Annotated in this window: 19 protein-coding genes and 1 riboswitch; of the genes, 14 read left to right on the forward strand and 5 right to left on the reverse strand. The window is 72.9% G+C overall.

The window, feature by feature from the left end; translation table 11 throughout:
- Window positions 1-58 precede the first annotated feature (58 nt).
- Window positions 59-2,509 carry a DNA gyrase/topoisomerase IV subunit A gene (locus ACWCWD_RS34475; RefSeq protein ID WP_450779164.1) on the reverse strand — a complete coding sequence of 817 codons (2,451 nt, stop codon included), beginning with the start codon at window positions 2,507-2,509 and terminating at the stop codon, window positions 59-61.
- Window positions 2,510-2,892: 383 nt separating this feature from the next.
- Here ACWCWD_RS34475 and ACWCWD_RS34480 point away from each other — a divergent pair, with 383 nt between their 5' ends.
- From ACWCWD_RS34480 to ACWCWD_RS34495, 4 genes are all read left to right on the forward strand, one after another.
- Complete coding sequence (locus ACWCWD_RS34480; RefSeq protein WP_450779166.1) at window positions 2,893-4,260, forward strand: M16 family metallopeptidase; 1,368 nt, start codon at window positions 2,893-2,895, stop codon at window positions 4,258-4,260.
- Window positions 4,261-4,286: 26 nt separating this feature from the next.
- A complete protein-coding gene (locus ACWCWD_RS34485) occupies window positions 4,287-5,669 on the forward strand; it encodes a M16 family metallopeptidase (RefSeq protein WP_450779216.1) in 1,383 nt (460 codons plus the stop codon).
- Window positions 5,670-5,881: 212 nt separating this feature from the next.
- Window positions 5,882-6,049: riboswitch (cyclic di-AMP (ydaO/yuaA leader) on the forward strand.
- Between the two features lie 13 nt (window positions 6,050-6,062).
- Complete coding sequence (locus tag ACWCWD_RS34490) at window positions 6,063-6,827, forward strand: M23 family metallopeptidase (RefSeq protein ID WP_450779168.1); 765 nt, start codon at window positions 6,063-6,065, stop codon at window positions 6,825-6,827.
- Between the two features lie 252 nt (window positions 6,828-7,079).
- The gene (locus tag ACWCWD_RS34495; RefSeq protein WP_450779170.1) at window positions 7,080-7,775 is read left to right on the forward strand and encodes a GntR family transcriptional regulator; all 696 of its coding nucleotides are present in this window, start codon (window positions 7,080-7,082) and stop codon (window positions 7,773-7,775) included.
- A 167-nt stretch (window positions 7,776-7,942) separates the two neighbouring features.
- Here the strand turns inward: ACWCWD_RS34495 and ACWCWD_RS34500 are convergent, their stop codons facing one another.
- Entirely contained in the window at window positions 7,943-8,224 is a 282-nt protein-coding gene (locus ACWCWD_RS34500) for an HPr family phosphocarrier protein (RefSeq protein WP_450779172.1), read from the reverse strand.
- 510 nt (window positions 8,225-8,734) lie between these two features.
- On the opposite strand from ACWCWD_RS34500, the gene ACWCWD_RS34505 reads away from it, so the two are divergent.
- The 8 genes from ACWCWD_RS34505 to ACWCWD_RS34540 all read left to right on the forward strand — a co-directional run bounded on the left by ACWCWD_RS34505 (window position 8,735) and on the right by ACWCWD_RS34540 (window position 19,270).
- Entirely contained in the window at window positions 8,735-11,692 is a 2,958-nt protein-coding gene (locus tag ACWCWD_RS34505) for a bifunctional acetate--CoA ligase family protein/GNAT family N-acetyltransferase (protein ID WP_450779174.1), read from the forward strand.
- Window positions 11,693-11,750: 58 nt separating this feature from the next.
- Window positions 11,751-12,374, forward strand: coding sequence for a DUF5998 family protein (locus ACWCWD_RS34510; RefSeq protein ID WP_450779176.1), 624 nt, complete (start codon window positions 11,751-11,753; stop codon window positions 12,372-12,374).
- Window positions 12,374-13,561 carry an alkaline phosphatase family protein gene (locus ACWCWD_RS34515; protein WP_450779178.1) on the forward strand — a complete coding sequence of 396 codons (1,188 nt, stop codon included), beginning with the start codon at window positions 12,374-12,376 and terminating at the stop codon, window positions 13,559-13,561. The genes ACWCWD_RS34510 and ACWCWD_RS34515 overlap by 1 nt, the downstream gene beginning before the upstream one ends.
- Before the next feature lie 61 nt (window positions 13,562-13,622).
- The gene (locus tag ACWCWD_RS34520; RefSeq protein ID WP_450779179.1) at window positions 13,623-14,273 is read left to right on the forward strand and encodes a thymidine kinase; all 651 of its coding nucleotides are present in this window, start codon (window positions 13,623-13,625) and stop codon (window positions 14,271-14,273) included.
- 134 nt (window positions 14,274-14,407) lie between these two features.
- Entirely contained in the window at window positions 14,408-14,908 is a 501-nt protein-coding gene (locus tag ACWCWD_RS34525) for a hypothetical protein (protein ID WP_450779181.1), read from the forward strand.
- A 455-nt stretch (window positions 14,909-15,363) separates the two neighbouring features.
- Window positions 15,364-16,314, forward strand: coding sequence for a sugar ABC transporter substrate-binding protein (locus ACWCWD_RS34530; protein ID WP_450779183.1), 951 nt, complete (start codon window positions 15,364-15,366; stop codon window positions 16,312-16,314).
- A 269-nt stretch (window positions 16,315-16,583) separates the two neighbouring features.
- A complete protein-coding gene (locus tag ACWCWD_RS34535) occupies window positions 16,584-18,146 on the forward strand; it encodes an MFS transporter (RefSeq protein ID WP_450779218.1) in 1,563 nt (520 codons plus the stop codon).
- 155 nt (window positions 18,147-18,301) lie between these two features.
- Window positions 18,302-19,270 carry an Lrp/AsnC family transcriptional regulator gene (locus ACWCWD_RS34540; RefSeq protein WP_450779185.1) on the forward strand — a complete coding sequence of 323 codons (969 nt, stop codon included), beginning with the start codon at window positions 18,302-18,304 and terminating at the stop codon, window positions 19,268-19,270.
- A 61-nt stretch (window positions 19,271-19,331) separates the two neighbouring features.
- Here ACWCWD_RS34540 and ACWCWD_RS34545 read toward each other — a convergent pair whose 3' ends face one another.
- Window positions 19,332-20,108, reverse strand: a complete 777-nt coding sequence (locus tag ACWCWD_RS34545) for a VOC family protein (RefSeq protein WP_450779186.1) — start codon at window positions 20,106-20,108, stop codon at window positions 19,332-19,334.
- A 259-nt stretch (window positions 20,109-20,367) separates the two neighbouring features.
- Here ACWCWD_RS34545 and ACWCWD_RS34550 point away from each other — a divergent pair, with 259 nt between their 5' ends.
- Complete coding sequence (locus tag ACWCWD_RS34550) at window positions 20,368-21,198, forward strand: sulfurtransferase (protein ID WP_450779188.1); 831 nt, start codon at window positions 20,368-20,370, stop codon at window positions 21,196-21,198.
- A gap of 66 nt (window positions 21,199-21,264) precedes the next feature.
- On the opposite strand, the gene sepH is transcribed toward ACWCWD_RS34550, so the two are convergent.
- Window positions 21,265-22,320, reverse strand: a complete 1,056-nt coding sequence (sepH, locus tag ACWCWD_RS34555) for a septation protein SepH (RefSeq protein WP_450779190.1) — start codon at window positions 22,318-22,320, stop codon at window positions 21,265-21,267.
- Window positions 22,321-22,849: 529 nt separating this feature from the next.
- On the opposite strand from sepH, the gene ACWCWD_RS34560 reads away from it, so the two are divergent.
- Window positions 22,850-23,953, forward strand: a complete 1,104-nt coding sequence (locus ACWCWD_RS34560; protein WP_450779192.1) for a hypothetical protein — start codon at window positions 22,850-22,852, stop codon at window positions 23,951-23,953.
- Between the two features lie 86 nt (window positions 23,954-24,039).
- Here ACWCWD_RS34560 and ACWCWD_RS34565 read toward each other — a convergent pair whose 3' ends face one another.
- Complete coding sequence (locus ACWCWD_RS34565) at window positions 24,040-25,356, reverse strand: D-arabinono-1,4-lactone oxidase (protein WP_450779194.1); 1,317 nt, start codon at window positions 25,354-25,356, stop codon at window positions 24,040-24,042.
- Window positions 25,357-25,640: the final 284 nt, after the last annotated feature.

A 25,640-nucleotide genomic window follows, 5' to 3' on the forward strand; every position in this document is an offset into this window, starting at 1 on the left:
TGCCGTCCGTTTCTTGGCCGCTACACCGCTTCCGAGCTGTTACACCGCTTCCTGGCCGCTACACCGGCCCTGCGATCGCGGCGACCGGGTCGGTCAGCGGGATGCCCGAGCCGTCGCGGCGGGGGTCGGGTTCCGGCAGCCGGGCAGGAGTGCCGTTCTGCTGTGCGGCCCGGGCGGGCGTGGGACCGGCCCAGGCGAAGACCAGCACGTCCTCACCCTTGAGGAACCGCTGGCACCGCACCCCGCCGGTGGCCCGGCCCTTGCGCGGGTACTGGTCGAACGGCGTGAGCTTCGACGTGAGCACCGAGTCGTCCAGCGTGCCGTGCGAGCCGGCCACGGTGAACACCGCAGCGTCCGCGGCCGGTTCGACCGCGGAGAAGGACAGCACCTCGGCGCCGTCCGAGAGCTTGATCCCGGCCATGCCGCCGGCCGGACGCCCCTGCGGGCGCACCTGGGCCGCCGGGTAGCGCAGCAACTGCGCGTCGGACGAGATGAAGACCAGGTCCTCCTCGCCCGTACGCAGCTCCACGGCTCCGACGATCCGGTCGCCCTCCTTCAGGGAGATGACCTCCAGCTCGTCCTTGTTGGCCGGGTAGTCCGGCACGACGCGCTTCACCACGCCCTGCAGGGTGCCGATCGCCAGCCCCTGCGACGTCTCGTCGAGCGTGGTCAGGCAGATCAGGTCCTCGCCCTCCTCCAGCGTGAGGAACTCCGCGACCGCGGCCCCGCCCGAGAGGTTGGGCGCCGCGTGGGTGTCAGGGAGCTGGGGCAGGTCGATCACCGCTACGCGCAGCAGCCGTCCGGTGGAGGTCACCGCCCCCACCTCGCCGCGCGCCGTCGCGGGAACGGCCGACACGATCACGTCGTGCTTCGCGCGCTTGGCGTCCTCGTCCTGGGCCACCGGGTCGGCGTTGGCCGTCCGGGCGAGCAGACCGGTCGAGGAGAGCAGCACCCGGCACGGGTCGTCCGCGACCTGCAGCGGTACGGCGGAGACCTGCGAACCCGCCGACTCCAGCAGTACCGTGCGCCGGTCGGTGCCGAACTTCTTGGCCACCGCGGCCAGTTCGGACGAGACGAGCTTGCGCAGCTCGGTGTCCGACTCCAGGATCGTGGTCAGCGCCTCGATCTCGGAGTTGAGCCGGTCGCGCTCGCTCTCCAGCTCGATCCGGTCGAACCGGGTCAGCCTGCGCAGTGGGGTGTCCAGGATGTACTGCGTCTGGATCTCGCTCAGCGAGAAGCGCTCCATCAGCCGCTCCTTCGCGGCCGAGGAGTTGTCGCTGTCCCGGATGATCCGGATGACCTCGTCGATGTCGACGAGGGCGACGAGCAGCCCGTCCACCAGGTGGAGCCGGTCGCGCCGCTTGGTGCGGCGGAACTCGCTGCGCCGGCGCACGACCTCGAAGCGGTGGTCGAGGTAGACCTCCAGAAGCTCCTTGAGCCCCAGGGTGAGCGGCTGTCCGTCGACGAGCGCGACGTTGTTGATGCCGAAGGACTCCTCCATCGGCGTCAGCTTGTAGAGCTGCTCGAGCACGGCCTCCGGCACGAAGCCGTTCTTGATCTCGATGACCAGGCGCAGCCCGTGCGAGCGGTCCGTGAGGTCCTTGACGTCGGCGATGCCCTGGAGCTTCTTCGACGAGACCAGGTCCTTGATCTTGGAGATGACCTTCTCCGGACCGACCGTGAAGGGCAGTTCGGTGACGACGAGGCCCTTGCGGCGCGGGGTGACGTTCTCCACGGCGACCGTCGCCCGGATCTTGAACGTGCCGCGCCCGGCGGCGTAGGCGTCCTTGATGCCGCTCAGGCCCACGATCCGGCCACCGGTCGGCAGGTCGGGACCGGGGACGAACCGCATCAGCGCTTCGAGGTCGGCGTTCGGGTACCGGATGAGGTGGCGCGCGGCGGCGACGACCTCACCGAGGTTGTGCGGAGGCATGTTGGTCGCCATGCCGACCGCGATCCCCGACGCGCCGTTGACCAGCAGGTTCGGGTAGGCGGCCGGGAGGACGACGGGCTCCTGCTCCTGGCCGTCGTAGTTGGACTGGAAATCGACGGTGTCCTCGTCGATCGACTCCGTCATGAGGGACGTGGCGTCGGCCATCCGGCACTCGGTGTACCGCATGGCGGCCGGCGGGTCGTCGTTGCCGAGGGAGCCGAAGTTGCCGTGTCCGTCCACCAGCGGGAGCCGCATGGAGAACGGCTGCGCCATGCGCACCAGGGCGTCGTAGATCGACGCGTCACCGTGCGGGTGGAGCTTGCCCATGACTTCGCCGACCACGCGGGCGCACTTGACGTACCCGCGGTCGGGGCGCAGTCCCATCTCGTTCATCTGGGACACGATGCGGCGGTGCACGGGCTTCATGCCGTCGCGCGCGTCGGGCAGAGCCCGGGAGTAGATCACCGAGTACGCGTACTCGAGGAAGGAGCCCTGCATTTCGTCGACGACGTCGATGTCGAGGATCTTCTCCTCGAAGTCGTCCGGCGGCGGGGTTTTCGTGCTGCGGCGGGCCATCGCGGCTGCGACTCCTTCACAGATTCTGTCGGGCAACCTGAGGTTCTGACGCGGACCATTGTGGACCGCCCCGCCGACAGCGCCGACCTCGACCCGTCCCAAGCGCCCCGCCGGGACCCGCCGGGACGCCCCTTCCCACGGGTTCCCGGGCCGTCCCGGAGGCCGCACCGGGGGGCCGCGCCGGAGACCGTACCGGAGCCCGGAACAGGTGCTTCGGACCGACCCCCCGCACGCGGGCGCCGGCACCACGCGTCAACATCAGTCGTCAAGAACAAACCAACGAGCACAACATCGAAGGAACGGGAACTTCGCCAGGTACCCGTGCGCTTGCTTACAGTGGCAGGTCTGGCAGAAAGTCCAGTACCGCGATCGAAGGGACGTACATGCCCATGGGTCACACGGCCACCGCACAGGCCGGCTCCGGCGGCCTGACAGCGACCGAGCACCGTCTGGCCAATGGCCTGCGCGTGGTGCTCTCCGAGGACCATCTGACCCCGGTCGCCGCGGTCTGCCTCTGGTACGACGTCGGCTCCCGCCACGAGGTGGAGGGACGGACCGGGCTCGCACACCTCTTCGAGCACCTGATGTTCCAGGGGTCGAAGCAGGTCAAGGGGAACGGCCACTTCGAGCTCGTCCAGGGCGCCGGCGGTTCGCTCAACGGCACGACCAGCTTCGAGCGCACCAACTACTTCGAGACCATGCCGACCCACCAGCTGGAGCTCGCGCTCTGGCTCGAGGCCGACCGGATGGGCTCGCTGCTCGCCGCGCTCGACGAAGAGTCGATGGAGAACCAGCGGGACGTCGTCAAGAACGAGCGCCGCCAGCGGTACGACAACGTTCCGTACGGCACCGCGTTCGAGCGGCTCACCGCGCTCGCCTACCCGGAGGGCCACCCGTACCACCACACGCCGATCGGTTCCATGGCCGACCTGGACGCGGCGACGCTGGAGGACGCGCAGACGTTCTTCCGTACGTACTACGCGCCCAACAACGCGGTGCTCTCGGTCGTCGGCGACATCGACCCCGAGCAGACCCTCGCCTGGATCGAGAAGTACTTCGGCTCCATCCCGTCCCACGACGGCAAGAAGCCCCCGCGCGACGGCACCCTCCCCGGCACCATCGGCGGGCAGCTGCGGGAAGTGGTCCATGAGGAGGTCCCGGCCCGCGCGCTGATGGCCGCCTACCGGCTGCCGCACGACGGCACCCGCGAGGCGGACGCCGCCGACCTGGCCCTGACCGTTCTCGGCGGCGGCGAGTCCTCCCGGCTGCACAACCGCCTGGTGCGCCGCGACCGTTCCGCGGTGGCCGCAGGGTTCGGGCTGCTGCGGCTGGCCGGAGCGCCTTCGCTGGGCTGGCTGGACGTCAAGACGTCCGGCGGTGTGGAGGTCGAGAGCATCGAGACCGCGGTCGACGAGGAGCTGGCGCGGTTCGCCGCCGAGGGCCCCACGCCGGAGGAGATGGAGCGCGCGCAGGCCCAGTTGGAGCGCGAGTGGCTGGACCGTCTCGGCACGGTCGCCGGCCGTGCCGACGAACTCTGCCGCTTCGCCGTGCTGTTCGGTGACCCGCAGCTCGCGCTGACGGCCGTGGGGCGCGTCCTCGACATCACCGCGAACGAGGTGCGGGAGGTCGCCGCGGCCACGCTGCGTCCCGACAACCGTGCCGTGCTGGTCTACGAGCCGGTCGAACCGGCCGACGAGACCGGTGCCGAGGACGGCGCGGACGCCGACGCCCACGAGGAGGCCGCCAAGTGAGCGACGCCGCCGTGACTGGAGTAGCCATGGACTTCCACCCGCAGCCCACCCCGGGCACCGCCCGCCCCTGGGCCTTCCCGGCCCCCGAGCGCGGCACCCTGCCCAACGGTCTGACCGTGCTCCGCAGCCACCGCCCCGGCCAGCAGGTCGTCGCGGTCGAGATCCACCTCGAAGCGCCGCTCGACGCCGAACCCGAGGGCCTGGACGGCGTCGCCACCATCATGGCGCGCGCCCTCTCCGAGGGGACCGACAAGCACAGCGCGGAGGAGTTCGCCGCCGAGCTGGAGCGTTGCGGCGCCACGCTCGACGCGCACGCCGACCACCCGGGCGTCCGGGTCTCGCTGGAGGTTCCCGCCTCCCGGCTGGCCAAGGCGCTCGGCCTGGTCGCCGAGGCGCTGCGGGCCCCCGCCTTCGCCGACAGCGAGATCGAGCGCCTGGTGGGCAACCGCCTCGACGAGATCCCGCACGAGCAGGCCAACCCCGCGCGCCGCGCCGCCAAGCAGCTCTCCAAGGAGCTGTTCCCGGCCACCGCCCGGATGTCGCGCCCGCGTCTGGGCACCGAGGACACCGTGCGGCGGATCGACGCCGCGGCGGTGCGCGCCTTCTACGACGCCCACGTCCGCCCCGCCACCGCGGTCGCGGTCGTCGTCGGCGACCTCACCGGCATCGACCTGGACGCCCTGCTCGCCGACACCCTCGGCGACTGGTCGGGCGACGCAGGCACCCCCCGCCCGGTGGCGCCGATCACCGCGGACGACACCGGCCGCGTGGTCATCGTGAACCGTCCGGGAGCCGTGCAGACGCAGCTGCTCATCGGTCGTATCGGCGCGGACCGGCACGACAGCGTCTGGCCCGCGCAGGTCCTCGGCACGTACTGCCTCGGCGGCACGCTCACCTCGCGGCTCGACCGGGTGCTGCGCGAGGAGAAGGGCTACACCTACGGCGTACGCGCCTTCGCCCAGGTGCTCCGCTCCACGGCCGGCGGTCCGGATTCCGGCCCCGCCGGTGCGGCGATGCTGGCCATCAGCGGCTCGGTGGACACCGAGTCCACGGGCCCCGCGCTCGACGACCTCTGGAAGGTCCTGCGGACCCTCGCGGCGGACGGGCTGACGGACGCCGAGCGCGAGACCGCCGTGCAAAACCTGGTGGGGGTGGCTCCGCTCAAGTTCGAGACGGCCGCCTCCGTCGCGGCGACCCTCGCCGACCAGGTCGAGCAGCAGCTGCCCGACGACTTCCAGGCCCACCTGTACGCACGGCTCGCCGAGACCGGCACGGTCGAGGCGACCGCCGCGGTGGTCAACGCCTTCCCTGTGGACCGGCTGGTGACGATCCTGGTGGGCGACGCGGCGCAGATCGCCGATCCGGTCCGTGCGCTGGGCATCGGCGAGGTGACGGTCGTCAGCGGCTGACCAGCCGTCAAGCACACGACCGGGTAGGCCCGGCCGCGACCCCGGTGGGAGAGATCCCGCCGGGGTCGCGGCGTTTGTCCTCTTTGCCATGAAGAGTGGCTGTCTGCCCTGTGGGATACGCTACAAAACTCCCTGTCCGTTTGGTGATCGAAAGCACCGCGGCCTAGCGTCGATCCGGCTGTCCGCCGACTGTGTACCGCACTCGCGGTGCCGGACAGTCATCGCCGAGTCCCCGTCAGGCGCGAGCCTGGGGAGCCGGGGACCCGCGAAGTCCCTGGGGTGAATCGGGCACCCGTGTCTCGTGAGAGGCGCGAACGCCCGTAGGAGACCTTCCTGCTCCGAACCCGTCAGCTAACCCGGTAGGCGAGAAGGAAGGAAAGGATCCGCTCCTCCATGGCGTTCACCCGTGCCACCGGGACGCATCGCGCCCCGGGCCGTCTGACGCGCTCCACCGCCAGGTTCGCCGGCGTCGCGGCCCTCGCCGCCACCGGCGTCGTCGGCTCGCTCGCCTCCCCGGCCCTCGCCGCCGACTCCACCCTCCCGTCGCCCGGTACGACCGGCCTCATCGAGGCCGTGACGCTCGGGGACTCCATCGCGGACCGGATAGCCGACCAGGCGGCGGCCCAGCAGCGCGGAGCGGAGGCCAGGGCGAAGGCCGAAGCGAAGGCGAAGGCCGAAGCCGCCGCACGGGCCAGGGAGGCCCGCGAGGAGAAGGCGCGCGCCGCCCGCGCCGCCGAGCGCGCCCGCCTGAACTCCTTCCACCTGCCCATCGCGGGCTCGTACATCAGCACCGGCTACAAGTCGAGCGGCTCGCTCTGGTCCTCCGGCAGCCACTCGGGCGTCGACTTCCACGCCGCCACCGGCACCCCGGTCCTCGCCGTGGGCGCGGGGACGGTCGTCGAGGCCGGCTGGGGCGGCGCGTACGGCAACAACATCGTGCTGCGGATGACGGACGGCACGTACACGCAGTACGGCCACCTCTCCTCCCTCGGTGTCTTCGTCGGCCAGCGCGTCTCCTCCGGGGAGCGGATCGGCCTCTCCGGCGCCACCGGCAACGCGACCGGCCCGCACCTGCACTTCGAGGCGCGTACCGGCCCGGAGTACGGCACCGACATGGATCCCGTGGCCTATCTGCGGGCCCGCGGCCTCACCGTCTGACCCCGGCCGCCTCACGCGTCCGGCCCCGCGGTACCGCCGCCCGGCCGCTGCCGGGCACCCCGACCGTCCCGAAGCCCCGGCCCGTGCCGGGGCTTCGGCATATCACCCGAAACCCCTCCGGCCACCGGCTCCGCAGGCAAAAGATATGTGCGAATTCCGGTACGCCATCGGAAATTCACTCAGATTGCAATAGAGTCACGGTGCAGGCTTCGATCGGCCGCGTTTCGCGGGGATTAAGGCGGAGGTTCGGACATGCGCATTCCCGCGCACTCGGTATGCACGGCAATCCGTGACGACATCGTCTCGGGCGTCTACGAACGCGGCAGCCGCCTGACCGAGGAGCTTCTGGCGCGGCGTTACGGCGTCTCCCGTGTGCCCGTGCGCGAAGCGCTGCGGACCCTGGAGTCGGAGGGGTTCGTGGTCACCCGCAGACACGCCGGTGCCTGCGTCGCCGAGCCGACGGAGCAGGAGGCGGCCGACCTCCTGGAGGTGAAGCTCCTGCTGGAGCCGCTGGGCGCGGCCCGGGCCGCGCAGCGCCGCACCGAGGCGCACCTCAAGGTCCTGCGCGGACTGGTCAAGCTGGGGCAGGAGAGGGCCCGCCGGGGTGAGGGGGAAGACCTGCGTTCCCTCGGCGGCTGGTTCCACGAGACGCTCGCCCAGGCATCCGGCAGCCCCGGCCTCATCGCGCTGCTGACGCAGCTCCGGCACAAGATCGCCTGGATGTACGCCGTCGAGCAGCCGGTCCGCCCCGTCGAGTCGTGGGCCGAGCACGGCGCTCTCGTGGACGCGGTGGCCCGGGGCGACGCGGAGCGCGCCAGGGGGCTGGCCGTGCAGCACGCGGAGCGTTCCCTGGCCGCGCACCGGCCGCGCCGGCCGGTCCGAGCGGTGAAACAGGCCCGGGTGAGCACTTTGCAACATCCCGTAAACACCTCGGGTGCCCGTCATTAACAATCGCGCCGTATACAAATAGCAGAGCGAATTGAAGGCGCTTTTTCGTGCTGTCGGAATTCTCGTCCTCACGGCTGCCCGGGAAATGACTGAGCCGCCCCGCCCGGTAGGGACGGTGCGGCTCGGCCGAGCGAGGAATTTCTTCACGGAGTCCGGCGGGAGGGGGATCAGACCGTTTCCGGGAGTTCGTCGAGCCCCTCGGCGACCAGCTTGGCCAGTCGGTCCAGTGCGGCGTCCGCGCCCTCCGCCTCGGAGGCGAGCACGATCTCCTCGCCGCCCTCCGCGCCCAGTCCGAGGACCGCGAGCATCGACGCGGCGTTGACCGGGCTGCCGTCGGCCTTGGCGATCGTCACCGGGACCCCGGAGGCCGTGGCGGCGCGGACGAAGATGGAAGCGGGGCGGGCGTGCAGGCCTTCGGCCCATCCGACGTTGACGCGGCGCTCAACCATGGTTCTGCCCTTCGTGAATCTGCGATGTCCTGACGGTAATTGATTTGTCTAGACCATTGTGTCATGGGGGCGTGGACCTGCGTAGCCTCCCGGCGGCGGAGCCGCCCGGTGGGCTTCCCAGCCTGCCCCGGCACCGAATCCGCCGCGACCCGTGCCGGGCCGCGGCGATGCCCGTACGACCCTGAGCGCCCGCCTCGGACGGCGGCCCGGCGGCCGGGCGAACGGTGGCCGAACAGCCGGTCGAACGATGTCCGTACGGCAGTCGGACGATGTCCGGACGGCGGCCGGACGGTGACCGGACGGTCCGTCGGGCCGTGGCCGTACGGGCAACCGGACCCCGACCGGACGGGCGGCCGGAGGGGCAGCCGGACGGACAACCGCAAGGCCGGTCGTGCGAGCAGTCGTGCAGGCGGTGGTCCGGGCGGCCGGCCGGCCACCCGGACGCCCCGGGCGCGCGGGGCGACCCGCGCGGACCCTTCCCGGAACGTGGGACCGCCGTAGGCTTTGCCCATGCAGCCCACGCCGGAGCAGAGTCCGCATCACGCGTACCCCGACCACTGGGAAGCAGACGTGGTGCTGCGGGACGGCGGCACCGCCCGGATCGGGCCCATCACCCCGGACGACGCCGGACGGCTGGTCAGCTTCTTCGAGCAGGTCTCCGACGAGTCGAAGTACTACCGCTTCTTCGCCCCCTACCCCCGGCTCTCCGACCGGGACGTCCACCGCTTCACCCACCACGACTACGTCGACCGGGTGGGGCTGGCCGCCACGGTGGGAGGGGAGTTCATCGCCACCGTCCGCTACGACCGGATCGACGACCGGGGCCGGCCCGCCTCCGCGCCCGCCGACGAGGCCGAGGTCGCCTTCCTCGTCCAGGACGCCCACCAGGGCCGCGGTGTCGCCTCCGTGCTGCTCGAACACATCGCCGCGGTCGCCCGGGAGCGGGGCATCCGCCGGTTCGCCGCCGAGGTGCTGCCCGCCAACACGAAGATGATCAAGGTCTTCCGGGACGCCGGCTACACCCAGCAGCGGAGCTTCGAGGACGGCTCGGTCCACCTCACGCTCGACATCGAACCCACCGCCGAGTCGCTCGCCGTGCAGCGCGCCCGCGAGCAGCGCGCCGAAGCCCGCTCCGTCCAGCGGCTCCTGGCCCCCGCCTCGGTGGCCGTGGTCGGCACCGGCCGCGCCCCCGGCGGGGTGGGCCGGACCGTGCTCCGCAACCTCCGGCACTCCGGCTTCACAGGGCGCCTGTACGCCGTCAACCACGCCTTCGCCCCCGACCGGGGCAGCGTCGACGGGGTCCCCGCGCACCGCTCGGTGGGCTCCATCGGCGAACCGGTCGACCTCGCGGTCATCGCCGTCCCGGCCGAACGGGTCCCCGAAGCCGTCGCGGACTGCGGGGAGCACGGAGTGCGGGGCCTGGTCGTCCTCTCCGCCGACTACGCCGAGCGGGGAGCCGAGGGCCGCGAGCGCCAGCGCGCGCTGCTGCGCCAGGCGCGCTCCTACGGCATGCGGATCATCGGGCCGAACGCCTTCGGCATCATCAACACCTCCGGTGCCGTCCGGATGAACGCGTCGCTCGCCCCCGAATCGCCCGCGCCCGGCCGCATCGGCCTCTTCACCCAGTCCGGCGCCATCGGCATCGCACTCCTCTCCGGTCTCCACCGGCGCGGCGCCGCGCTCTCCACCTTCATCTCGGCCGGGAACCGCGCCGACATCTCCGGCAACGACTTCCTCCAGTACTGGTTCGACGACCCCGACACCGATGTCGCCCTGCTCTACCTGGAGTCGCTCGGCAACCCGCGCAAGTTCACCCGGCTCGCCCGCCGCACCGCCGCCGTCAAACCGGTCGTGGTGGTCAAGGGCGCCCGGCACAGCGGCGCCACCCCGCCCGGCCACGCCGTGCCCGTCAGCCGCATTCCCGACGCCACGGTCTCCGCCCTGATGCGCCAGGCGGGCGTGATCCTCGTGGACACGGTGACCGAGATGATCGACGCGGCCCTCCTCCTCGCCGACCAGCCGCTGCCCGCGGGCCCGCGGGTGGCGATCCTCGGCAATTCGGAGTCGCTCGGGCTGCTCACGTACGACGCCTGCCTCACGGAGGGACTGCGGCCCCGGCCGCCCCGGGACCTGACCACGGCGGCCGGACCCGCGGACTTCCGCGCGGCCCTGGCCGAGGCGCTCGCCGACCCGGCCTGCGACGCGGTGATCGTGACCGCGATCCCGCTGGTCGGGGGCGAGGGAGAGCTGCAGAGCGGCGACGGCGAGGTGCTGGCGGCAGCCCTGCACGAGGCCGTGGCGGCCCGGACCGCCGGACCGGCCAAGCCGGTGGCCGTCGTACACCTGGAGATCGGCGGACTCGCCCAGGCCCTGGCGGCCACGGCCGGTACGCGCCCGCCCACCACGCCCGCGGGCGACGGGGCCCCCGGCGGCCCCGCACCGGACGCGGACCTCGCGGTCACCCCGTCCTCCCGTTCGGCATCCGGTACGACGGCGACGCGCCCGCCCGCTCCCGACGGGACGCCCACCCCCGTACCGCCGCCCGATGCCGGATCGTCCGCGGAACCCGGGGCCCACACGCCCGCCCCCACCGGCCGGATCCCCGCCTACCCGGCCGCCGAGCGGGCCGTCCGCGCGCTGAGCGAGTCGGTCAAGTACGCCCAGTGGCGCCGCCAGGCCGCCGCGCCGGGCAGGGTGCCCGAGTTCCTCGACGACACCATCGACGAGCCCGGCACCGCCGCGTTCATCGACGCGCTGCTCGGCCCGGACCCCGACCCGCGCGGCCGGCCGCTCGGCCACGACGAGGCCCGAGGGCTGCTGGGCCGCTACGGCATCGACGTACGGGCGACGCTCGCCGCCCCCGACGCGGCCGCCGCCGTGGCCGCCGCCGCGCGACTCGGCTGGCCGGTCGCCCTCAAGACCACCGCACCCCATCTGCGCCACCGCGCCGACCTGGGCGGCGTCCGTCTGGACCTCGCCGGGGAGGACGCGCTGCGCCGGGCGTACGGCGAACTCACCGAACTCCTCGGCAAACCCGCCGAACTCCAGCCCGTCGTGCAGTCCATGGCCCCCCGGGGCGTCGACACCGTGGTGCGGGCCTCGATCGACGCCGCCGCCGGAGCCGTGCTCTCCTTCGGCCTCGCGGGCACTCCCTCCGAACTTCTCGGGGACATCGCCCACCGGCTGGTTCCGGCCACCGACCGGGACGCCGCCGAACTGATCCGCTCCATCCGCGCGGCACCCGTGCTCTTCGGCTGGCGCGGCTCGTCGCCCGTCGACACCCGGGCGCTCGAAGAGCTGCTGCTGCGGGTCTCCCGCCTGGTCGACGACCATCCCGAGGTGGTCTCGGTCACCCTGGAACCGGTCGTGGTGGCCACGCACGGGCTGACGGTCCTCGGCGCGAGCGTGCGGCTCGCCCCGCCTCCGGCGCGGACCGACCTCGGCCCCCGCCGGCTCCCGAACTACTGACCGGCCACCCCTCCCCGTAGCGTCTCCGGCGGTCACCGGGGCCCGTAAGATGGGGGTCATGGCAAAGACCGGTACGACGACCCAGGGGCTGCGCGCGGCGATCGAGCGCAGCGGCTACTACCCGGCCCTCGTGGCCGAGGCGGTGGAGGCCGCCGTCGGCGGGGAGCCGGTCGCCTCGTACCTCGTGCACCAGGAGACGACCTTCGACTCCAACGAGGTCCGGCGCCATGCCACGGTCCTGGTCCTGACGGACACCCGCTTCATCGTCAGCCACACCGACGAGCAGACCTCCGAGACGGAGTCCCCGACGCCGTACGCGACGACCTCCACGGAGTCCGTGCACCTCGGCCGGATCTCGTCCGTCGTGGTGAGCCGTGTGGTGGCGGACCCCGAGAAGTACGTCCCCGGTTCGCTTCCCCGCGAGGTCGTCCTGACCATCGGCTGGGGCGCGGTCTCCCGGATCGACCTGGAGCCGGCCGCCTGCGGCGACCCCGACTGCGACGCCGACCACGGCTACACCGGCAGCTCCACCGCCGACGACCTCAGCCTGCGGGTCAGCGAGGCCGGCGACGGCCCGGACACCGTGCGGCAGACGCTCGCCTTCGCCCAGGCGCTCAGCGAGGCCACGGCAGCCACCGCGGCGACGGCGGCCACGCCGGCCAACACGGCGACCAAGCGCTGATGGCCCAGCCCGCCTGGCAGGACCCCGTACTCCTCCCGCTCGACACCGCTCCCGTGCCCGAGTACGGCACCGGGTCCCTCGCGGACCTGCTGCCGACCCTCGTGGCCGGGCAGGAGGTGCCCGGCTTCACCGCGTCGATCCCGGAGCTCACCCCGGCCGACCGCAACTGCGTCTTCCTGATCGACGGCCTCGGCTGGGAGCAGATCACGGCGCACCCGGACGAAGCCCCGTTCCTGCACTCCCTGCTGCCGACCTCGCGCGGCGGCACCGGGCGTCCCATCACCGCGGGCTTCCCCGCCACGACGGCGACCTCCCTCGCCTCGGTCGGTACGGGCCTGCCGCCCGGGAAGCACGGACTGCCCGGGTACACCGTGCGCGATCCGGCCACCGGCGGGCTGATGAACCAGCTCCGCTGGAAGCCCTGGACCTCCCCGAAGGTCTGGCAGCCCTACCCCACCGTCTTCAGCCTCGCCGACGCGGCGGGGGTGCGTACGGCCCAGGTCTCGGCGCCCGACTTCGAGCAGACCCCGCTGACCAAGGTCGCGCTCAGCGGCGGCTCGTTCCTGGGGCGTCTCGCCGGGGAGGAGCGCATGGACGTCGCGGCCCAGCGGCTCGCCGCAGGGGACCGCTCGCTGGTCTACACGTACTACAGCGAGGTCGACGGCGCGGGCCACCGCTTCGGCACCGACTCCGACGCCTGGCGCGGGCAGCTGATGTACGTGGACGGACTCGCCCGGCGCCTCGCCGAGCAGCTGCCGCCCCGCTCGGCGCTCTACATCACCGCCGACCACGGCATGATCGACATCCCGTTCGACGAGCAGTCCCGCATCGACTTCGACGAGGACTGGGAGCTTCGCGCGGGTGTCGCCCTGCTGGGCGGCGAAGGCCGCGCCCGCCACGTCTACGCCGTGCCCGGAGCCCAGGCCGATGTCCTGACGGTCTGGCAGGAAGTGCTCGGCGAGCAGTTCTGGGTGGCGAGCCGGGACGAGGCGATCGCCGCCGGCTGGTTCGGCCCCGAGGTCGACGAGCGCGTGTACGGCCGTATCGGTGACGTGGTCGCCGCCGCTCACGACGATGTGGTGATCACCGCCTCGTCCAACGAGCCGCACGAGTCCATGATGGTCGGGATGCACGGTTCGCTGACCCCGGCCGAGCAGCTCGTCCCCCTCCTCGAAGTCCGCACCTGACGCTGCCGCTCCACCGGCGCGTCCCCTCCGTCCCCCCATGTCGAAAGGCGTTCGACCTCTCATGCCCGAGCTTGTGTTCTTCTCCGGAACGATGGACTGCGGAAAGAGCACGCTGGCCCTGCAGATCGGGCACAACCGGTCCGCGCGCGGCCTCCAGGGTGTGATCTTCACCCGTGACGACCGGGCGGGGGAGGGGAAGCTCTCCTCACGGCTGGGGCTGGTGACGGAGGCCGTCGAGGCCACCGACGGCATGGACCTCTACGCGTACGTCGTGAACCAGCTTTCCCAGGGCGGCAAGGCGGACTACGTCATCGCGGACGAGGCGCAGTTCCTGGCCCCGCTCCAGATCGACCAGCTGGCCCGGATCGTGGACGACCTCGGGATGGACGTCTACGCCTTCGGCATCACCACGGACTTCCGTACGAAGCTCTTCCCCGGATCGCAGCGCCTGATCGAGCTGGCCGACCGTCTCGAACACCTCCAGGTCGAGGCGCTGTGCTGGTGCGGCGCCCGCGCCACGCACAACGCCCGCACCGTGGGCGGCGAGATGGTCGTCGAGGGCGAACAGGTCGTGGTCGGTGACGTCAACCGCCCGGCCAAGGAGGTCGGTTACGAGGTGCTGTGCCGCCGTCACCACCGGCGCCGCACGACCTCCGCCGCGGCCCACGCGGCCGCGCTGTCGCCGGACGTGCTCCCGGTCAACCCGGCCTGACCCGCGGTAGCCTGCGGCACGGCAAGGAGTTCCGGGCCGTGCTCCGGGGGACGGGCCCGAAGCGGTACAGGGTGAGCCCCGACACGACGGGCTGGACCGACGAGGCGCGAGCGCCGAAGGACTGAGGACGGGCCATGGATCTGGTACTCGACCCGCCGCGCGGAGTCGCGCCGATCCTGCTGGGCATGACGCTCGACGAGGTACTCGCCGCCGTGCCCCGGGCCTGGGGCGAACCCGAGGTGCTGCGGCGCCCGGGCAGGAAATCGGCGACCGTCTCCTGGACCCTCGACCACGTCGGCGTACACGCACTGCTCGAAGGCGACGGGACCCACGTCACCGCCGCCGAGCTGTGGTGGCCCGGCGAGGGCCGCACCTCCGGCACGCGCGTCCTGCTGGAGAAGGACGAGGTGTTCACCACCCCCGCCGCGGAGCTCTTCCGGCACGCCGCCGGACGGGGCTGGACGGTCGACACCGCACGCCCCGAGTACCCGGTGATCCCCGGAGTGTCGCTCGGGTTCACCCGGCAGACCTCGCAGGCGGTCGAACGGGACGCCGACGGGCTTCCGGCGTACGTCACCTCGGTCCTGGTGGGCGGCGAGAACTACTACGACTACCTCCAGGACGCGCGCGTCTGACCGGCGCCCCCCGTACGACCACCGGGCCGGGCCTGCCGGGGACCCCGGGCGCCTTGGACCCGTGCCGCCGCCCCGGCTCCCGCGCCCGGTCTCCGCGCTGGCCTGCCCTGTCTCCACGTTCCCGCGCCGATCCCCGTTCCCTCCTGACCGCGCCTTGCCTCCGCGTAGGTTCTCCGGCGCGCCCGCCCCCGCCGCTCGGTCCCGTGCCCTGCAAGCACACCTTGCGCGCCGTACGGGGGTTGGCCGGGCCTTCCGCGCGCTACGTTGTGCGCCGCCGCCGGACGTCCGGGGCGTCCGGACGACGGCGACGGCTCCCTCGGCACGTCCGCCCGGCGGCCCCGCCGCGCCCGGCCGTCCGGGCACGTCCCCGGTCCGGCCGGGCCGTACGCCGGCCCGGGACCGGCCGCGCGGCCCACCTCCCTCGTGCCTCCGCCCACCGCAGAAAAGGCCGAACCATGACTTCTTCGCCGCGCAGCCTCCCCGGACGGCTCGCCGCAGCAGCCGCGCTGGCCGCCCTGGCCACGGGGTGTTCCCCGGCCGACTCCGGTACGGGCGGGGACGACGGCTCGACGACGATCGGCTTCGTCAACGGAGCCGACACCGTCTTCCACACCTGCCTGCAGAAGGCGATGGAGCAGTCCGCGAGATCCCGGAACGTGCACCTCGTCGTCGCCAATTCGCGGCAGAACCCGGTCACCGAGCTCGCCAACATCGAAGATCTGATCGCGCGGGGCGTGGACGCGCTGGTCGTCCAGACCGTCGACGTGAACACCCTGGACGTGGACGTGGCCAAGGCGCGGGCCGCCGGGGTCCCGATCTTCCTCACCTCGGTGAGCCCGGACGACCTTTCGGGGGTGCTCGGCGCGGTGGTCGTGGACCTCGGCAAGCTCGGCGCGCTCGACGCGGGGTGGGTGGAGAAGGACGCGGCGGGGCGGAACGTCGAGGTCGGGGTGATCGCCGGAGCCCCCGGCGCGGCCTCGGACCTGATGGTCGCCGGGTTCGAGCAGGCTCTCCCCGCCAACGCGAAACTGGTCTCGGACCTCCCGGGGCTGTTCGACCCGGCCAAGGCCCGTGAATCCGCGGGAGACATGATCGAGGCCTATCCGGACCTCGACTACGCCTTCGTGGCGAACGAGGAGATGGCCCTGAGCGCCCGGCAGGTCTTCGACGCCGCAGGTGCCGACGTCAAGATCGTCACGGTCAACGGCACCGACGAGGGGCTCGCGGCGGTGAAGGACGGGCGGCTCTCCGCCACGGTGGCCAACTCCGCGGCCGACCTGGGGAAGCTGGCCGTACGGAACAGTCTCGGCCTGATGGCGGGCGGGGCCGTCGAGAAGGTCGCCTCCGCCCCGATCCGCCTCGTCACCCGGGCGAACGTGGAGGAGGCGCCCGCGTACTGTTCCTGACGGTCCGGAGGGGGCCACCGGCGACGGGCCGGTGCGCCCAGGACCCGAAGGCTGTCCCGGCCCCGAGATGTCGAGAATTCGGCATTCCGGGCCCTTGAACGTCGAGAATCCGGCTTCCGGGTCCACCGGCTGGCTCCGGGGAGGTTCCGTCCGCATAGTTCCGTCTGGCATCGACAGACAGCGGCGGGCGTCGCCGCGGAGGAGATTTCGTGAACAGCACACCCCGGACCGCCGGCCGCGCCCCCGACCGGCGCGCGGCCACACTGATCATGGCCTGCATAGGCGTGTTCGTGGCCTACTTCCCGGTCACGACGGTGTCGGTGAGCCTGCCCGTCATCCAGGGCGCGCTCGGTGCCTCCACCTCGGACCTCTCGTGGGTCTCGGACGCCTTCGTCCTGCCGGTGGCCGCCCTGATCCTGACGGCCGGAGTCTTCGGCGACGTGCACGGGCGCAAGAAGGTCTTCCAGGCCGGACTCGCCCTCTGCGCCGTCGGTGCCGCGGTCTCGCTCTGCGCCCAGTCGATCGCCGTGATCTGGGTCGGGCAGGCCCTCTCCGGGGCCGGAGCCGCCGCCCTGCTGCCCATGACCCTGGCCCTCATCAGCCACGTCGTCCCCGACCACCGCGAACGCGGCAAGTTCATCGGCCTGTGGACGACCTGCCTCATGGGGGCGCTCGCCGTCGGCCCGCTGATCGCCGGCACGATCACCGCGCACGCCCAGTGGCGGTGGATCTTCCTCCTGCCCATCCCGCTCTCCCTCGCCGCGATGGCCGCCGGTGCGCGCCTGCTCGACGAGTCCAGGTCGCCGTACCCCCGCAAGCTCGACTGGCCCGGCCAGATCACCGCGGCCGTGGCCATCACGGCCCTCGTCTACGGGGTCATCGAAGGCGGCGCCACCTCCTTCACCGAGCCGCAGGTCGTCGTCGCCCTGGCGCTCGCGGTGATCGGCGGGACCGCCTTCGTCCTGGCGGAGCGCCGCAGCGACAGCCCGATGCTCGACCTGCGGATCTTCCGCAGCCAGGCCTTCACCGGCTCGACCCTGGTGGTCATGATCAGCTTCCTCGGGCTGATCGGCTTCTTCTTCGTGCTCAGCCTCTACTTCGGCATGGTGCAGCAGCTCAGCACCCTGGAAGCGGGCCTGCGCCTCCTCATGGTCACGATCATGCCGATCCTGCTGGGCGCCGTCTTCGGCCGGCTCACCCAGCGGCTCTCGGCCCGCCTGCTCATCACCGGCGGGCTGCTGATCACCACCGTGGCACTCTGCACGCTCACCACGATCGGCATCGACACCACCTTCGCCTCGCTGGCCTGGCGGCTCGCCCTGCTCGGCATCGGCCTGGGCATCGCCTTCCCCTGCATCACCGCCACCGCCGTGGGATCCGTGCCCCCGCACCAGGCCGGGATGGCGGCGGCGGGGAACAACGCCTTCCGCCAGGTAGGCGCCGCTCTCGGCCCCGCCATCCTGGGCGCGCTGCTGACCACCAAAGCCGTGGGAGCCCTCCCCGCGCACCTGGCCGATCAGGGGCTGACGGGGACGACCGGCACCCGTATCACCGAGGCCGTCGACCGCGGCGGCCTCGAAGCCGTCGCCGGAATGCCGCTGGGCGCCGACACGGGGCGTGCCCTCCACGCGCTCTCGCTCTCCTTCGTGGACGGCCTCCACCTCTGCCTCGTCGTCTCGGCCGTCCTCATGCTCTGCGGCGCGATCGTCGCGGCGGTCACCCTGCGCCCCCGTCGGTCAGCCCCCTTCGCACCCGCCGCCGGAAGCGCTCCCGGAGGCATTTCCGGAAGCGCTCCCGAGGCCGCCGCGGGCGAGGCACGCACCAACGCCTGACGAACCCGCGCGGTCCCTGTGCCCCCGCCCGGCGCCCCACCCGGGGGGGGAAAACGCACCCCCGCCCCCACCGGCATGTCCCGGACGAGCAGGCATGCTGTGGGGGCGGGCCGTCGTAGGGCCCGGACGGCAACGAGACGGATCGGAGAACGACGGTGGCCCTGCCCGACGCCCTGGACCTGAAGGTGATGCAGGCCCTTCAACTGGACGGCCGGGCCTCCTTCGTCCGGATCGCCGAAGTCCTCGGCGTCTCGGACAAGACCGTCGCCCGCCGCTTCACCGGGCTGCGCCGCGAAACCGGCTTCCGGGTGCTCGGGATGACCGACGAGACCAGGCTCGGGCGGCCGAGCTGGATCGTCCGGCTGCGCTGCACGCCCGATGCCGCGGAACCGCTCGCCACCGCGCTCGCGCGCCGCGCGGACACCTCCTGGATCGGGCTCATGTCCGGCGGCACCGAGGTCATGTGCGCCATGAGGCCGCGCACCCAGCAGGAATGCGACGAACTCCTGCTCGGACGGCTGCCGCGCACCCCGCGCGTCGTCTCGGTCAGCGCCCACTGCGTACTGAACCCGTTCTACGGCGGCCCGTTGGGCTGGCTCAGCAAGATCAGCGCCCTGACCGCCGCGCAGGAGGAGGCGCTGCGGCCCGGACTCGGTGAACCTCCCGCCGGGCCCGTGGCCCTGGACGGCGTGGACGAGGCGCTGATCGGCGTCCTCCGCCGGGACGGGCGGGCGCCGATGGCCGAACTCCAGAGCAGGACCGGCCAGTCCGAATCCGTGGTCAAGCGGCGACTGGACCGGCTGCGCCGCACCGGGGTCCTCTACTTCGACGTGGAGTACGACCACGAACCGCTCGGCCACGACGTGGGGGCCATGCTCTGGCTCACGGTGGCGCCGGGCGATCTGGTCACGGTGGGAAGGACTCTGGCGGCCCACCCCGAGGTGCGGTTCGCGGCGGCGGTCAGCGGCCGCGCGAACCTCGTCACCGCCGTCCAGTGCCGGACCACCCAGGAGCTGTACGCGTATCTGACGGATCGCATCGGCGCGATCCCCGGAGTGCGGGACGCCGAGACCGTGCTGACCCTGCGCCAGGTCAAGGCGCTGACCTACGATCCCCACCGCTGACCCGCACCCGCCCACAATGTGGAGCGGAACCGACGGCTGTCGGTAACCGACGGCCCGTCGGTCAGCTCTCGCCGCTCCGGACGATGGTGAACACCGCGCCCTCCGGGTCCGAGACCGTGGCCAGCCGGCCGCTCGTCCCCTCGCGCGGCGGCTGGAGGATGTGCCCGCCGAGCTCGACGACCCGGGCGGCCGTCTCGTCGGTGTCCTCGACCTCGAAGTACGTCATCCAGTGCGGCCCCCGGTCGCGCGGCAGGGCGTGCCCGACTCCGTGCAGGGCCGCGACCGGACGGCCGTCCAGGTGCAGGGTCTGGTAGTCGAAGTCGGCCGAGACGACCGCCTGGATCTCGTAACCGAACACCGCCTGGTAGAACTTGGCGACCGAGGACGTCTCCCGGGTGACCAGCTCGTTCCAGACCGGGGTGCCCGGAGTGCCCCACAACCGCGTTCCCGCGTGCCGGGCGGCCTGCCAGAGGCCGAAGACCGCTCCGTTCGGGTCGGAGACGATGGCCAGACGGCCCGCCGGGCCCGCGTCGAGGGGGCCGACCGCCACCGTGCCGCCGCAGGACCGGATCGTCTCGGCGGTGGCGTCCGCGTCGTCGGTGGCGAGGTAGGTCGTCCAGGCGATCGGCAGATGGCGGTCCGGGGGCAGCTGGCCGATGCCCGCGATCTCCTCGCCCTGGAGCCGGCCGCGCACGTACGGGCCGAGCTGCTCCGGGCCGGGCTTGAACTCCCACCCGAAGAGCGCGCCGTAGAAGTCCTGGGTGGCGCTCAGGCCGTGCACGATCAGGCTCACCCAGCAGGGGGTGCCGGGCGTGCGCCGGGAGACAGCCTCGGTCATCGTCTTTCGCTCCTCGGACCATCGGTGGCCGTGCGGCAGATCGGGTCCGGTCCGCCGTCCAGGGGTGCGGTACGGCTCGTGAACGCTGTCCCGCCCCGTTCCGATGCTCGCACCACCGGGGCCGGGAGACGCACCGGCCGCGCCGCGCGCTCCGCGTTCTCGGCGGAACTCGACCGGTTTATCCGCTACGGCGGTTCTCTCGTCCGCGTTCACGCGGACGCCACACGCCGGGGCCGGTCGCTGCGCGAGGATGGCCCTCATGAAGCCCATCATCACCGCATCCGAATACGCGGGCGAGTCGGCGGGGCCCCGCCCGCCCGTGCTCCTCGACGTCCGCTGGCAGCTGGGCGGCCCCAACGGCCGGGCCGCGTACGAGGAGGGGCACCTCCCCGGCGCCGTCTACGTCGACCTGGACACCGAGCTGGCCGGACCGGCCGGAACCGGTGGCGGCCGTCATCCGCTGCCCGACCCGGAGAGCTTCGGCGCCGCGATGCGCCGGGCGGGAGTCTCCCCGGACCGGCCCGTGGTGGTCTACGACGGCGGCCAGGGCTGGGCCGCGGCCCGCGCCTGGTGGCTGCTGCGCTGGGCGGGGCACGAGGACGTCCGGGTGCTGGACGGGGGTCTCGCGGCGTGGGACGGCGAGCTGTCCACCGACGTCCCGCGCCCCCACGAGGGCGATTTCCGGCCGAAGCCCGGGGCGCTGCCGGTGCTCGACGCCGACGGCGCGGCGGCCCTGGCCCGTACCGGCGTACTGCTCGACGCGCGCGCGGGCGAGCGCTACCGGGGTGACGTCGAACCCATCGACCGGGTGGGCGGCCACATCCCGGGCGCCCTGTCCGCCCCGACCGGCGAGAACGTGGGCGAGGACGGCCGATACCTGCCGGCCGGTCAGCTCGCCGAACGCTTCGCCGCCCTCGGTGCCTCCGGGGACGGGGAGATCGGCGTCTACTGCGGCTCGGGCGTCTCCGGAGCCCACGAGGTGCTCGCGCTGGAGATCGCGGGGCTGCGGGCGGCGCTGTACCCGGGCTCCTGGTCGGAGTGGTCCTCCGACGAGTCCCGCCCGGTCGCGACCGGACCGGAGCCCCAGTAGGCGAACGGCCGGAGGGGCGCACGCGCTGCGCGTGCGCCCCTCCGGCCGTCTGCTCGGTCTCGCGTCTCAGTCCTGCTTCTTGCGCCGGGTCCCGAAGACGATCTCGTCCCAGCTGGGCACCGCGGCCCGGCGGCCCGGGCGGACGCCGTCCGCCTCCGCCTGACGGTCGGTGGTGCCGGTGAGCCGGTCGCGGTGACCCGCGACGGCACGGGGCATCAGCACGTCGGCGTACGCGGACCCGGCACCCGCCGACGCGGCGGCGGCCGGCGGCTCGTCCGCCGCGGGCTCCTCGGCGGCCGGTTCGATCGCCGCGGGCTCCGGCTGCGAGGGGCGCTCCGGTACGACCATGTCGCCCCGGAAGCTCGGTACCGCCTCCAGCAGGCTGGTCAGCGAATCGCGTTCGGCGGCCGTCGGGGCGGAGAACTCCTCCGGTTCGGCGTGCCGGTCCATCTGCCGGTCCAGGGCGCGGTCCAACGGCCGGTCCAGCGGCCGGTCCCGGGGCAGCCGGGCGATCCTCGGTACGAACGGGAAGCTCGGCTCCGGAGCGGTGACGTCCGACTCGCCGATGAGCGAGCGCGCCTCGTCGTCGACGGCCTGGACCAGCCGCCTCGGCGGGTCGTAGGTCCAGCTCGCCGAGTGCGGTTCGCCCGCGACGCGGTAGACCAGCAGTACTTCCCAGGTGCCGTCGTCGCGGCGCCAGGAGTCCCACTGAACCGTTTCCTTGTCCGCGCCGCGCAGCAGCAGACGCTCCTGCACCGCGTCGCCGAGCTGGGGGCCGGTGTTCTCGCCGGGACGGCGTACGGGAGTCTTCCGGGCCCGCTCGGCCATGAAGGCGCGCTCCGCGAGCACGGGGCCCTCGAAGCGGCGGACACGGTCGACGGGGATCCCGGCGAACTGGGCGACCTCCTCGGCGGAGGCACCGGCTCGTATCCGGGCCTGGATGTCCCGCGGGCGGAGGTGGCTCTCCACCTCGATCTCGATCTGTCCGAGCCGCGCGCGGTCGTTGCGCACCGCGGCACGGAGACGCTCGTCGATCGGAAGCGTGTACTCCGTGCTGTCCGCAGCCTTGAGCACCAGTCGTGTGCCGTCGTTGGAGACGGCCACGACACGCAGTTCGGGCATGGGGACCTCCCGGGTGGTGCCTGCCGACGTCACGTGCGTCGCTGCTTCCGCTAGTCGAGTGTGGCCTGCCCGGGTGCAGCCTGCCACAACCTTGCCAAGTTGCCCGGCGTGTGTCGGGCCTTGGCCCTGGTACGCCTTCGTGACACGGTTACCCATGGTGACGCAGAACGACCAGTGCGGTCGCCCTGTGCGACGAGTCTCCGTGCGATGCGTCGGCGCCGCCGGTTCGAGTGCCGCCTTCGGCCCCCTCCCGCAGGACCCGGATCACCCTTGCGGGAGTCCGGCCCCAGGGCTCGTCACAGTACTCCATTCGGGCCACCGGGGTGGACCGGCACGCCGTCCGAGTTGTCGACGGGTGTCCTCGGCGACGTTGGTTGACGGCGGGCATGAGGGTGGAGATACCCATTCGCCGCCCGTTTGCCCCTGCCGCGTGTCCTGCTTCACAGAATCACCAGAAACGGAACTATCTACTCCGCCCAAAGGTCTCTTCCTGTTGCATGGTGGGAGAGATGTCAAGCAAGGGCTGGTAATGGTTCAGAAGCCGGAAAGCGACATAAAACCGAAGGAAAGGCGTATAGACCTGAATGTGCCGCAGGTCGCCGGCAGCGCCGTGGCCGCGGTCGCGGCCGCCGTGGCGGCCTCGCAGCTGGGGGTGTACGGAACGATCCTGGGCGCGGGCGTGATGAGCATCGTCGCCACCTGCGGAGGCTCCGTCTTCCAGCACTTCTTCCGCCGCACGGGCGAGCAGATCCGCGAAGTCACCGTGCAGGTGACCAATCCGGGAGGCCGTCAGGTCGCCGTACGGACCCGCGAGACGACACGCGGCCGCCGCGGCGCCGCGTACGTCCCGGCAGGTGCCGACGGCGATCTCGCCGGCACCCGGCTGATCGACCGTACGCAGGCGAGCGACAGCACCCGGCTGCTGGAGCGCACCCGGCTGATCGACCGCACCCGTCCCGTCGATCCGGACCCGACGCGGACGCTCCGCCCGTCCGCCGGGGCGGACACCGACCGGACCCGGTTGCTGCGGGCCGTTCCCGTCCCGGCGGACGATCCGGACGACGCCACCCGGCAGCTGCGGATCACCGGCCCCGGCCTGCCCCCGGGGGAGACCGGACCGGACGAGGGGTTCTCGGCGGCTACCACCCACGGCACCGCCCGCCGCAGCCGGCGGAAGCCCGTCGTGGCGGCCGTCGTGGTCTTCGTGGTGTCGATGCTCGGGATCACCGGCTTCGAGCTGGTCTCGGGCAACGACCTCAGCGGCGGCAACGGTACGACCGTGGGCTCCGTCGTCCGGGGCGGCGACGCGCGCACGGCCGATCCGCGACCGCCGGCCGGTACGGAATCCAGCACCGGCACCGGCGACGAACAGTCCGGCACCGGACCGAGCGCCACCCCCGGCACCGGGACCGGCCAGGACGGAGACGGCGCGGCCACCACTCCCGCCCCCTCGCCGACCGACGGCGGCGCGGCCACCACCCCCGCCCCCTCGCCGACCGACGGCGCCACCACCCCGGAGCCCTCGCAGACACCGGCGCCCGCTCCGTCCGGCGACGGCGCGAGCACCGCGCCCGAGCAGACCGCCGACGGCACCGGCACGGCCACGCAGGACCCGGCCGCCGGCGGGGAGTGACCCGCACCCGTACCCGGCTGCCGACGGAGCCCCGGCCGCCTGCCCGTGAGGGCGGCGGCCGGGGCTCCGTCCTGTGCGACGGCCCATCAGTCGCCCAGCACGCGCCGCAGGTAGTCGTTGCCGAACACCCGGTCCGGGTCGAGCCGGTCGCGTACCGCCGTGAACTCCCCGAAGCGCGGGTATGCCTCCGCGAGGTACCCGGCGTCCCGGGTGTGCACCTTGCCCCAGTGCGGGCGGCCGCCGTGCGCCGTCATGATCCGCTCGACCGCGGTGAAGTACGCCTGGTGGGGCGTGCCCCGGTAGAGGTGGACGGCGATGTAGGCGCTCTCCCGGCCGGACGCCGTGGAGAGCGCTATGTCGTCGGCGGGCGCGGTGCGGACCTCCACAGGGAAGCTGATCCGCAGCGGCGACCGGTCCACCATCGCCTTGACCTCCCGCAGCGCGGCCACGGCCGCCTCGCGCGGAAGGGCGTACTCCATCTCCACGAAGCGCACCCGGCGCGGACTGGTGAACACCTTGTAGGGGATGTCGGTGTACGTACGGGCCGACAGGGCCCGGCTGGAGATCCGGGCGATCGAGGGAATGGCCGCCGGGAAGGCCCGGCCCACCGAACAGGCCACCTGGAAGACCCCGTTGGAGAGGAGCTCGTCCTCGATCCAGCCGCTGATCCGGCCGGGCGGGGCGGTGGGGCCGGCGCTGCGGTTGTTGCGCTTGGTGTTGCAGTTCCCGGTGTGCGGGAACCAGTAGAACTCGAAGTGCTCGTTCTCGACGACCAGCTCGTCGAAGCCGGAGGTCACCGCGTCGAACGTCATCGGCTCCTCACGGGCGGTCAGCAGGAAGACCGGCTCCACCGCGAAGGTGATCGCGGTGATCACGCCCAGCGCACCGAGCCCGATCCGGGCGACCGCGAAGACGTCCGGGTTCTCCCGCTCGGAGCAGCGCAGCACCGTGCCGTCCGCGGTGACCAGCTCCAGGGCCCGGATCTGCGCGGCGATGGACGCCGAATCGCGCCCGGTGCCGTGCGTGCCGGTGGAGGTCGCCCCGGCGACCGTCTGCTCCATGATGTCGCCCATGTTGGTGAGCGACAGGCCCTCCCGGGCGAGAGCGGCGTTGAGCCGCTTGAGCGGAGTGCCCGCCTCCACGGTGACCGTCATCGCCTCGCGGTCGATCCCGCGGATGCCGGTGAGCAGGTCGGGGCGGACGAGCACCCCGTCGGTGGCTGCCGCCGCCGTGAAGGAGTGACCGGTGCCGACCGGCTTCACCCGCAGCCCGTCCTCGGCGGCCCGGCGCACGGCGGCGGCGAGCTCCTCCACGGAGGCGGGCGAGACCTCCCGTACCGGCCGGGCGGTGACGTTCCCCGCCCAGTTGCGCCACGCGGTCGTCGTCGCGTCGGTGCTGGTCATCTTCCCCACGCCTTCCCGTCTGCGCCGGCCCGCGAGCCGCCGATACCCCGGAGCGCCGAAACGGCCGCGAGCGCTCCCACCACCGGGCCCGCCGCCCGGACGCCGCTTTCGGGGTGCACCCGGGTACTGGTCCGGGGCACACCGATCCACGCGGATCACGCGACAGCCCTCAGGCCCGGGGCATGGAGCGCCGCGGCCAGGAACGGCGTGTCCCCGGCCAGTTGGAGGGGGATCATACTCACGGCCGCGGCGCGCACCCCCCGCCCACCCCGCCCCGGCGGTCC

It is taken from the genome of Streptomyces sp. NPDC001493, from assembly GCF_053597235.1.

Excerpts from the sequence above, each read along its gene's own strand:
- ACWCWD_RS34535 (WP_450779218.1), top strand. The coding sequence starts at position 16,584 with ATGGCCTGCATAGGCGTGTTCGTGGCCTACTTCCCGGTCACGACGGTG.
- ACWCWD_RS34475 (WP_450779164.1), bottom strand. The coding sequence starts at position 2,509 with ATGGCCCGCCGCAGCACGAAAACCCCGCCGCCGGACGACTTCGAGGAG.
- ACWCWD_RS34560 (WP_450779192.1), top strand. The coding sequence starts at position 22,850 with ATGGTTCAGAAGCCGGAAAGCGACATAAAACCGAAGGAAAGGCGTATA.
- ACWCWD_RS34550 (WP_450779188.1), top strand. The coding sequence starts at position 20,368 with ATGAAGCCCATCATCACCGCATCCGAATACGCGGGCGAGTCGGCGGGG.
- ACWCWD_RS34515 (WP_450779178.1), top strand. The coding sequence starts at position 12,374 with ATGGCCCAGCCCGCCTGGCAGGACCCCGTACTCCTCCCGCTCGACACC.
- ACWCWD_RS34530 (WP_450779183.1), top strand. The coding sequence starts at position 15,364 with ATGACTTCTTCGCCGCGCAGCCTCCCCGGACGGCTCGCCGCAGCAGCC.
- ACWCWD_RS34495 (WP_450779170.1), top strand. The coding sequence starts at position 7,080 with ATGCGCATTCCCGCGCACTCGGTATGCACGGCAATCCGTGACGACATC.
- ACWCWD_RS34480 (WP_450779166.1), top strand. The coding sequence starts at position 2,893 with ATGCCCATGGGTCACACGGCCACCGCACAGGCCGGCTCCGGCGGCCTG.
- ACWCWD_RS34485 (WP_450779216.1), top strand. The coding sequence starts at position 4,287 with ATGGACTTCCACCCGCAGCCCACCCCGGGCACCGCCCGCCCCTGGGCC.
- ACWCWD_RS34545 (WP_450779186.1), bottom strand. The coding sequence starts at position 20,108 with ATGACCGAGGCTGTCTCCCGGCGCACGCCCGGCACCCCCTGCTGGGTG.
- ACWCWD_RS34565 (WP_450779194.1), bottom strand. The coding sequence starts at position 25,356 with ATGACCAGCACCGACGCGACGACGACCGCGTGGCGCAACTGGGCGGGG.
- ACWCWD_RS34510 (WP_450779176.1), top strand. The coding sequence starts at position 11,751 with ATGGCAAAGACCGGTACGACGACCCAGGGGCTGCGCGCGGCGATCGAG.
- ACWCWD_RS34525 (WP_450779181.1), top strand. The coding sequence starts at position 14,408 with ATGGATCTGGTACTCGACCCGCCGCGCGGAGTCGCGCCGATCCTGCTG.
- ACWCWD_RS34520 (WP_450779179.1), top strand. The coding sequence starts at position 13,623 with ATGCCCGAGCTTGTGTTCTTCTCCGGAACGATGGACTGCGGAAAGAGC.
- ACWCWD_RS34505 (WP_450779174.1), top strand. The coding sequence starts at position 8,735 with ATGCAGCCCACGCCGGAGCAGAGTCCGCATCACGCGTACCCCGACCAC.
- sepH (WP_450779190.1), bottom strand. The coding sequence starts at position 22,320 with ATGCCCGAACTGCGTGTCGTGGCCGTCTCCAACGACGGCACACGACTG.
- ACWCWD_RS34500 (WP_450779172.1), bottom strand. The coding sequence starts at position 8,224 with ATGGTTGAGCGCCGCGTCAACGTCGGATGGGCCGAAGGCCTGCACGCC.
- ACWCWD_RS34490 (WP_450779168.1), top strand. The coding sequence starts at position 6,063 with ATGGCGTTCACCCGTGCCACCGGGACGCATCGCGCCCCGGGCCGTCTG.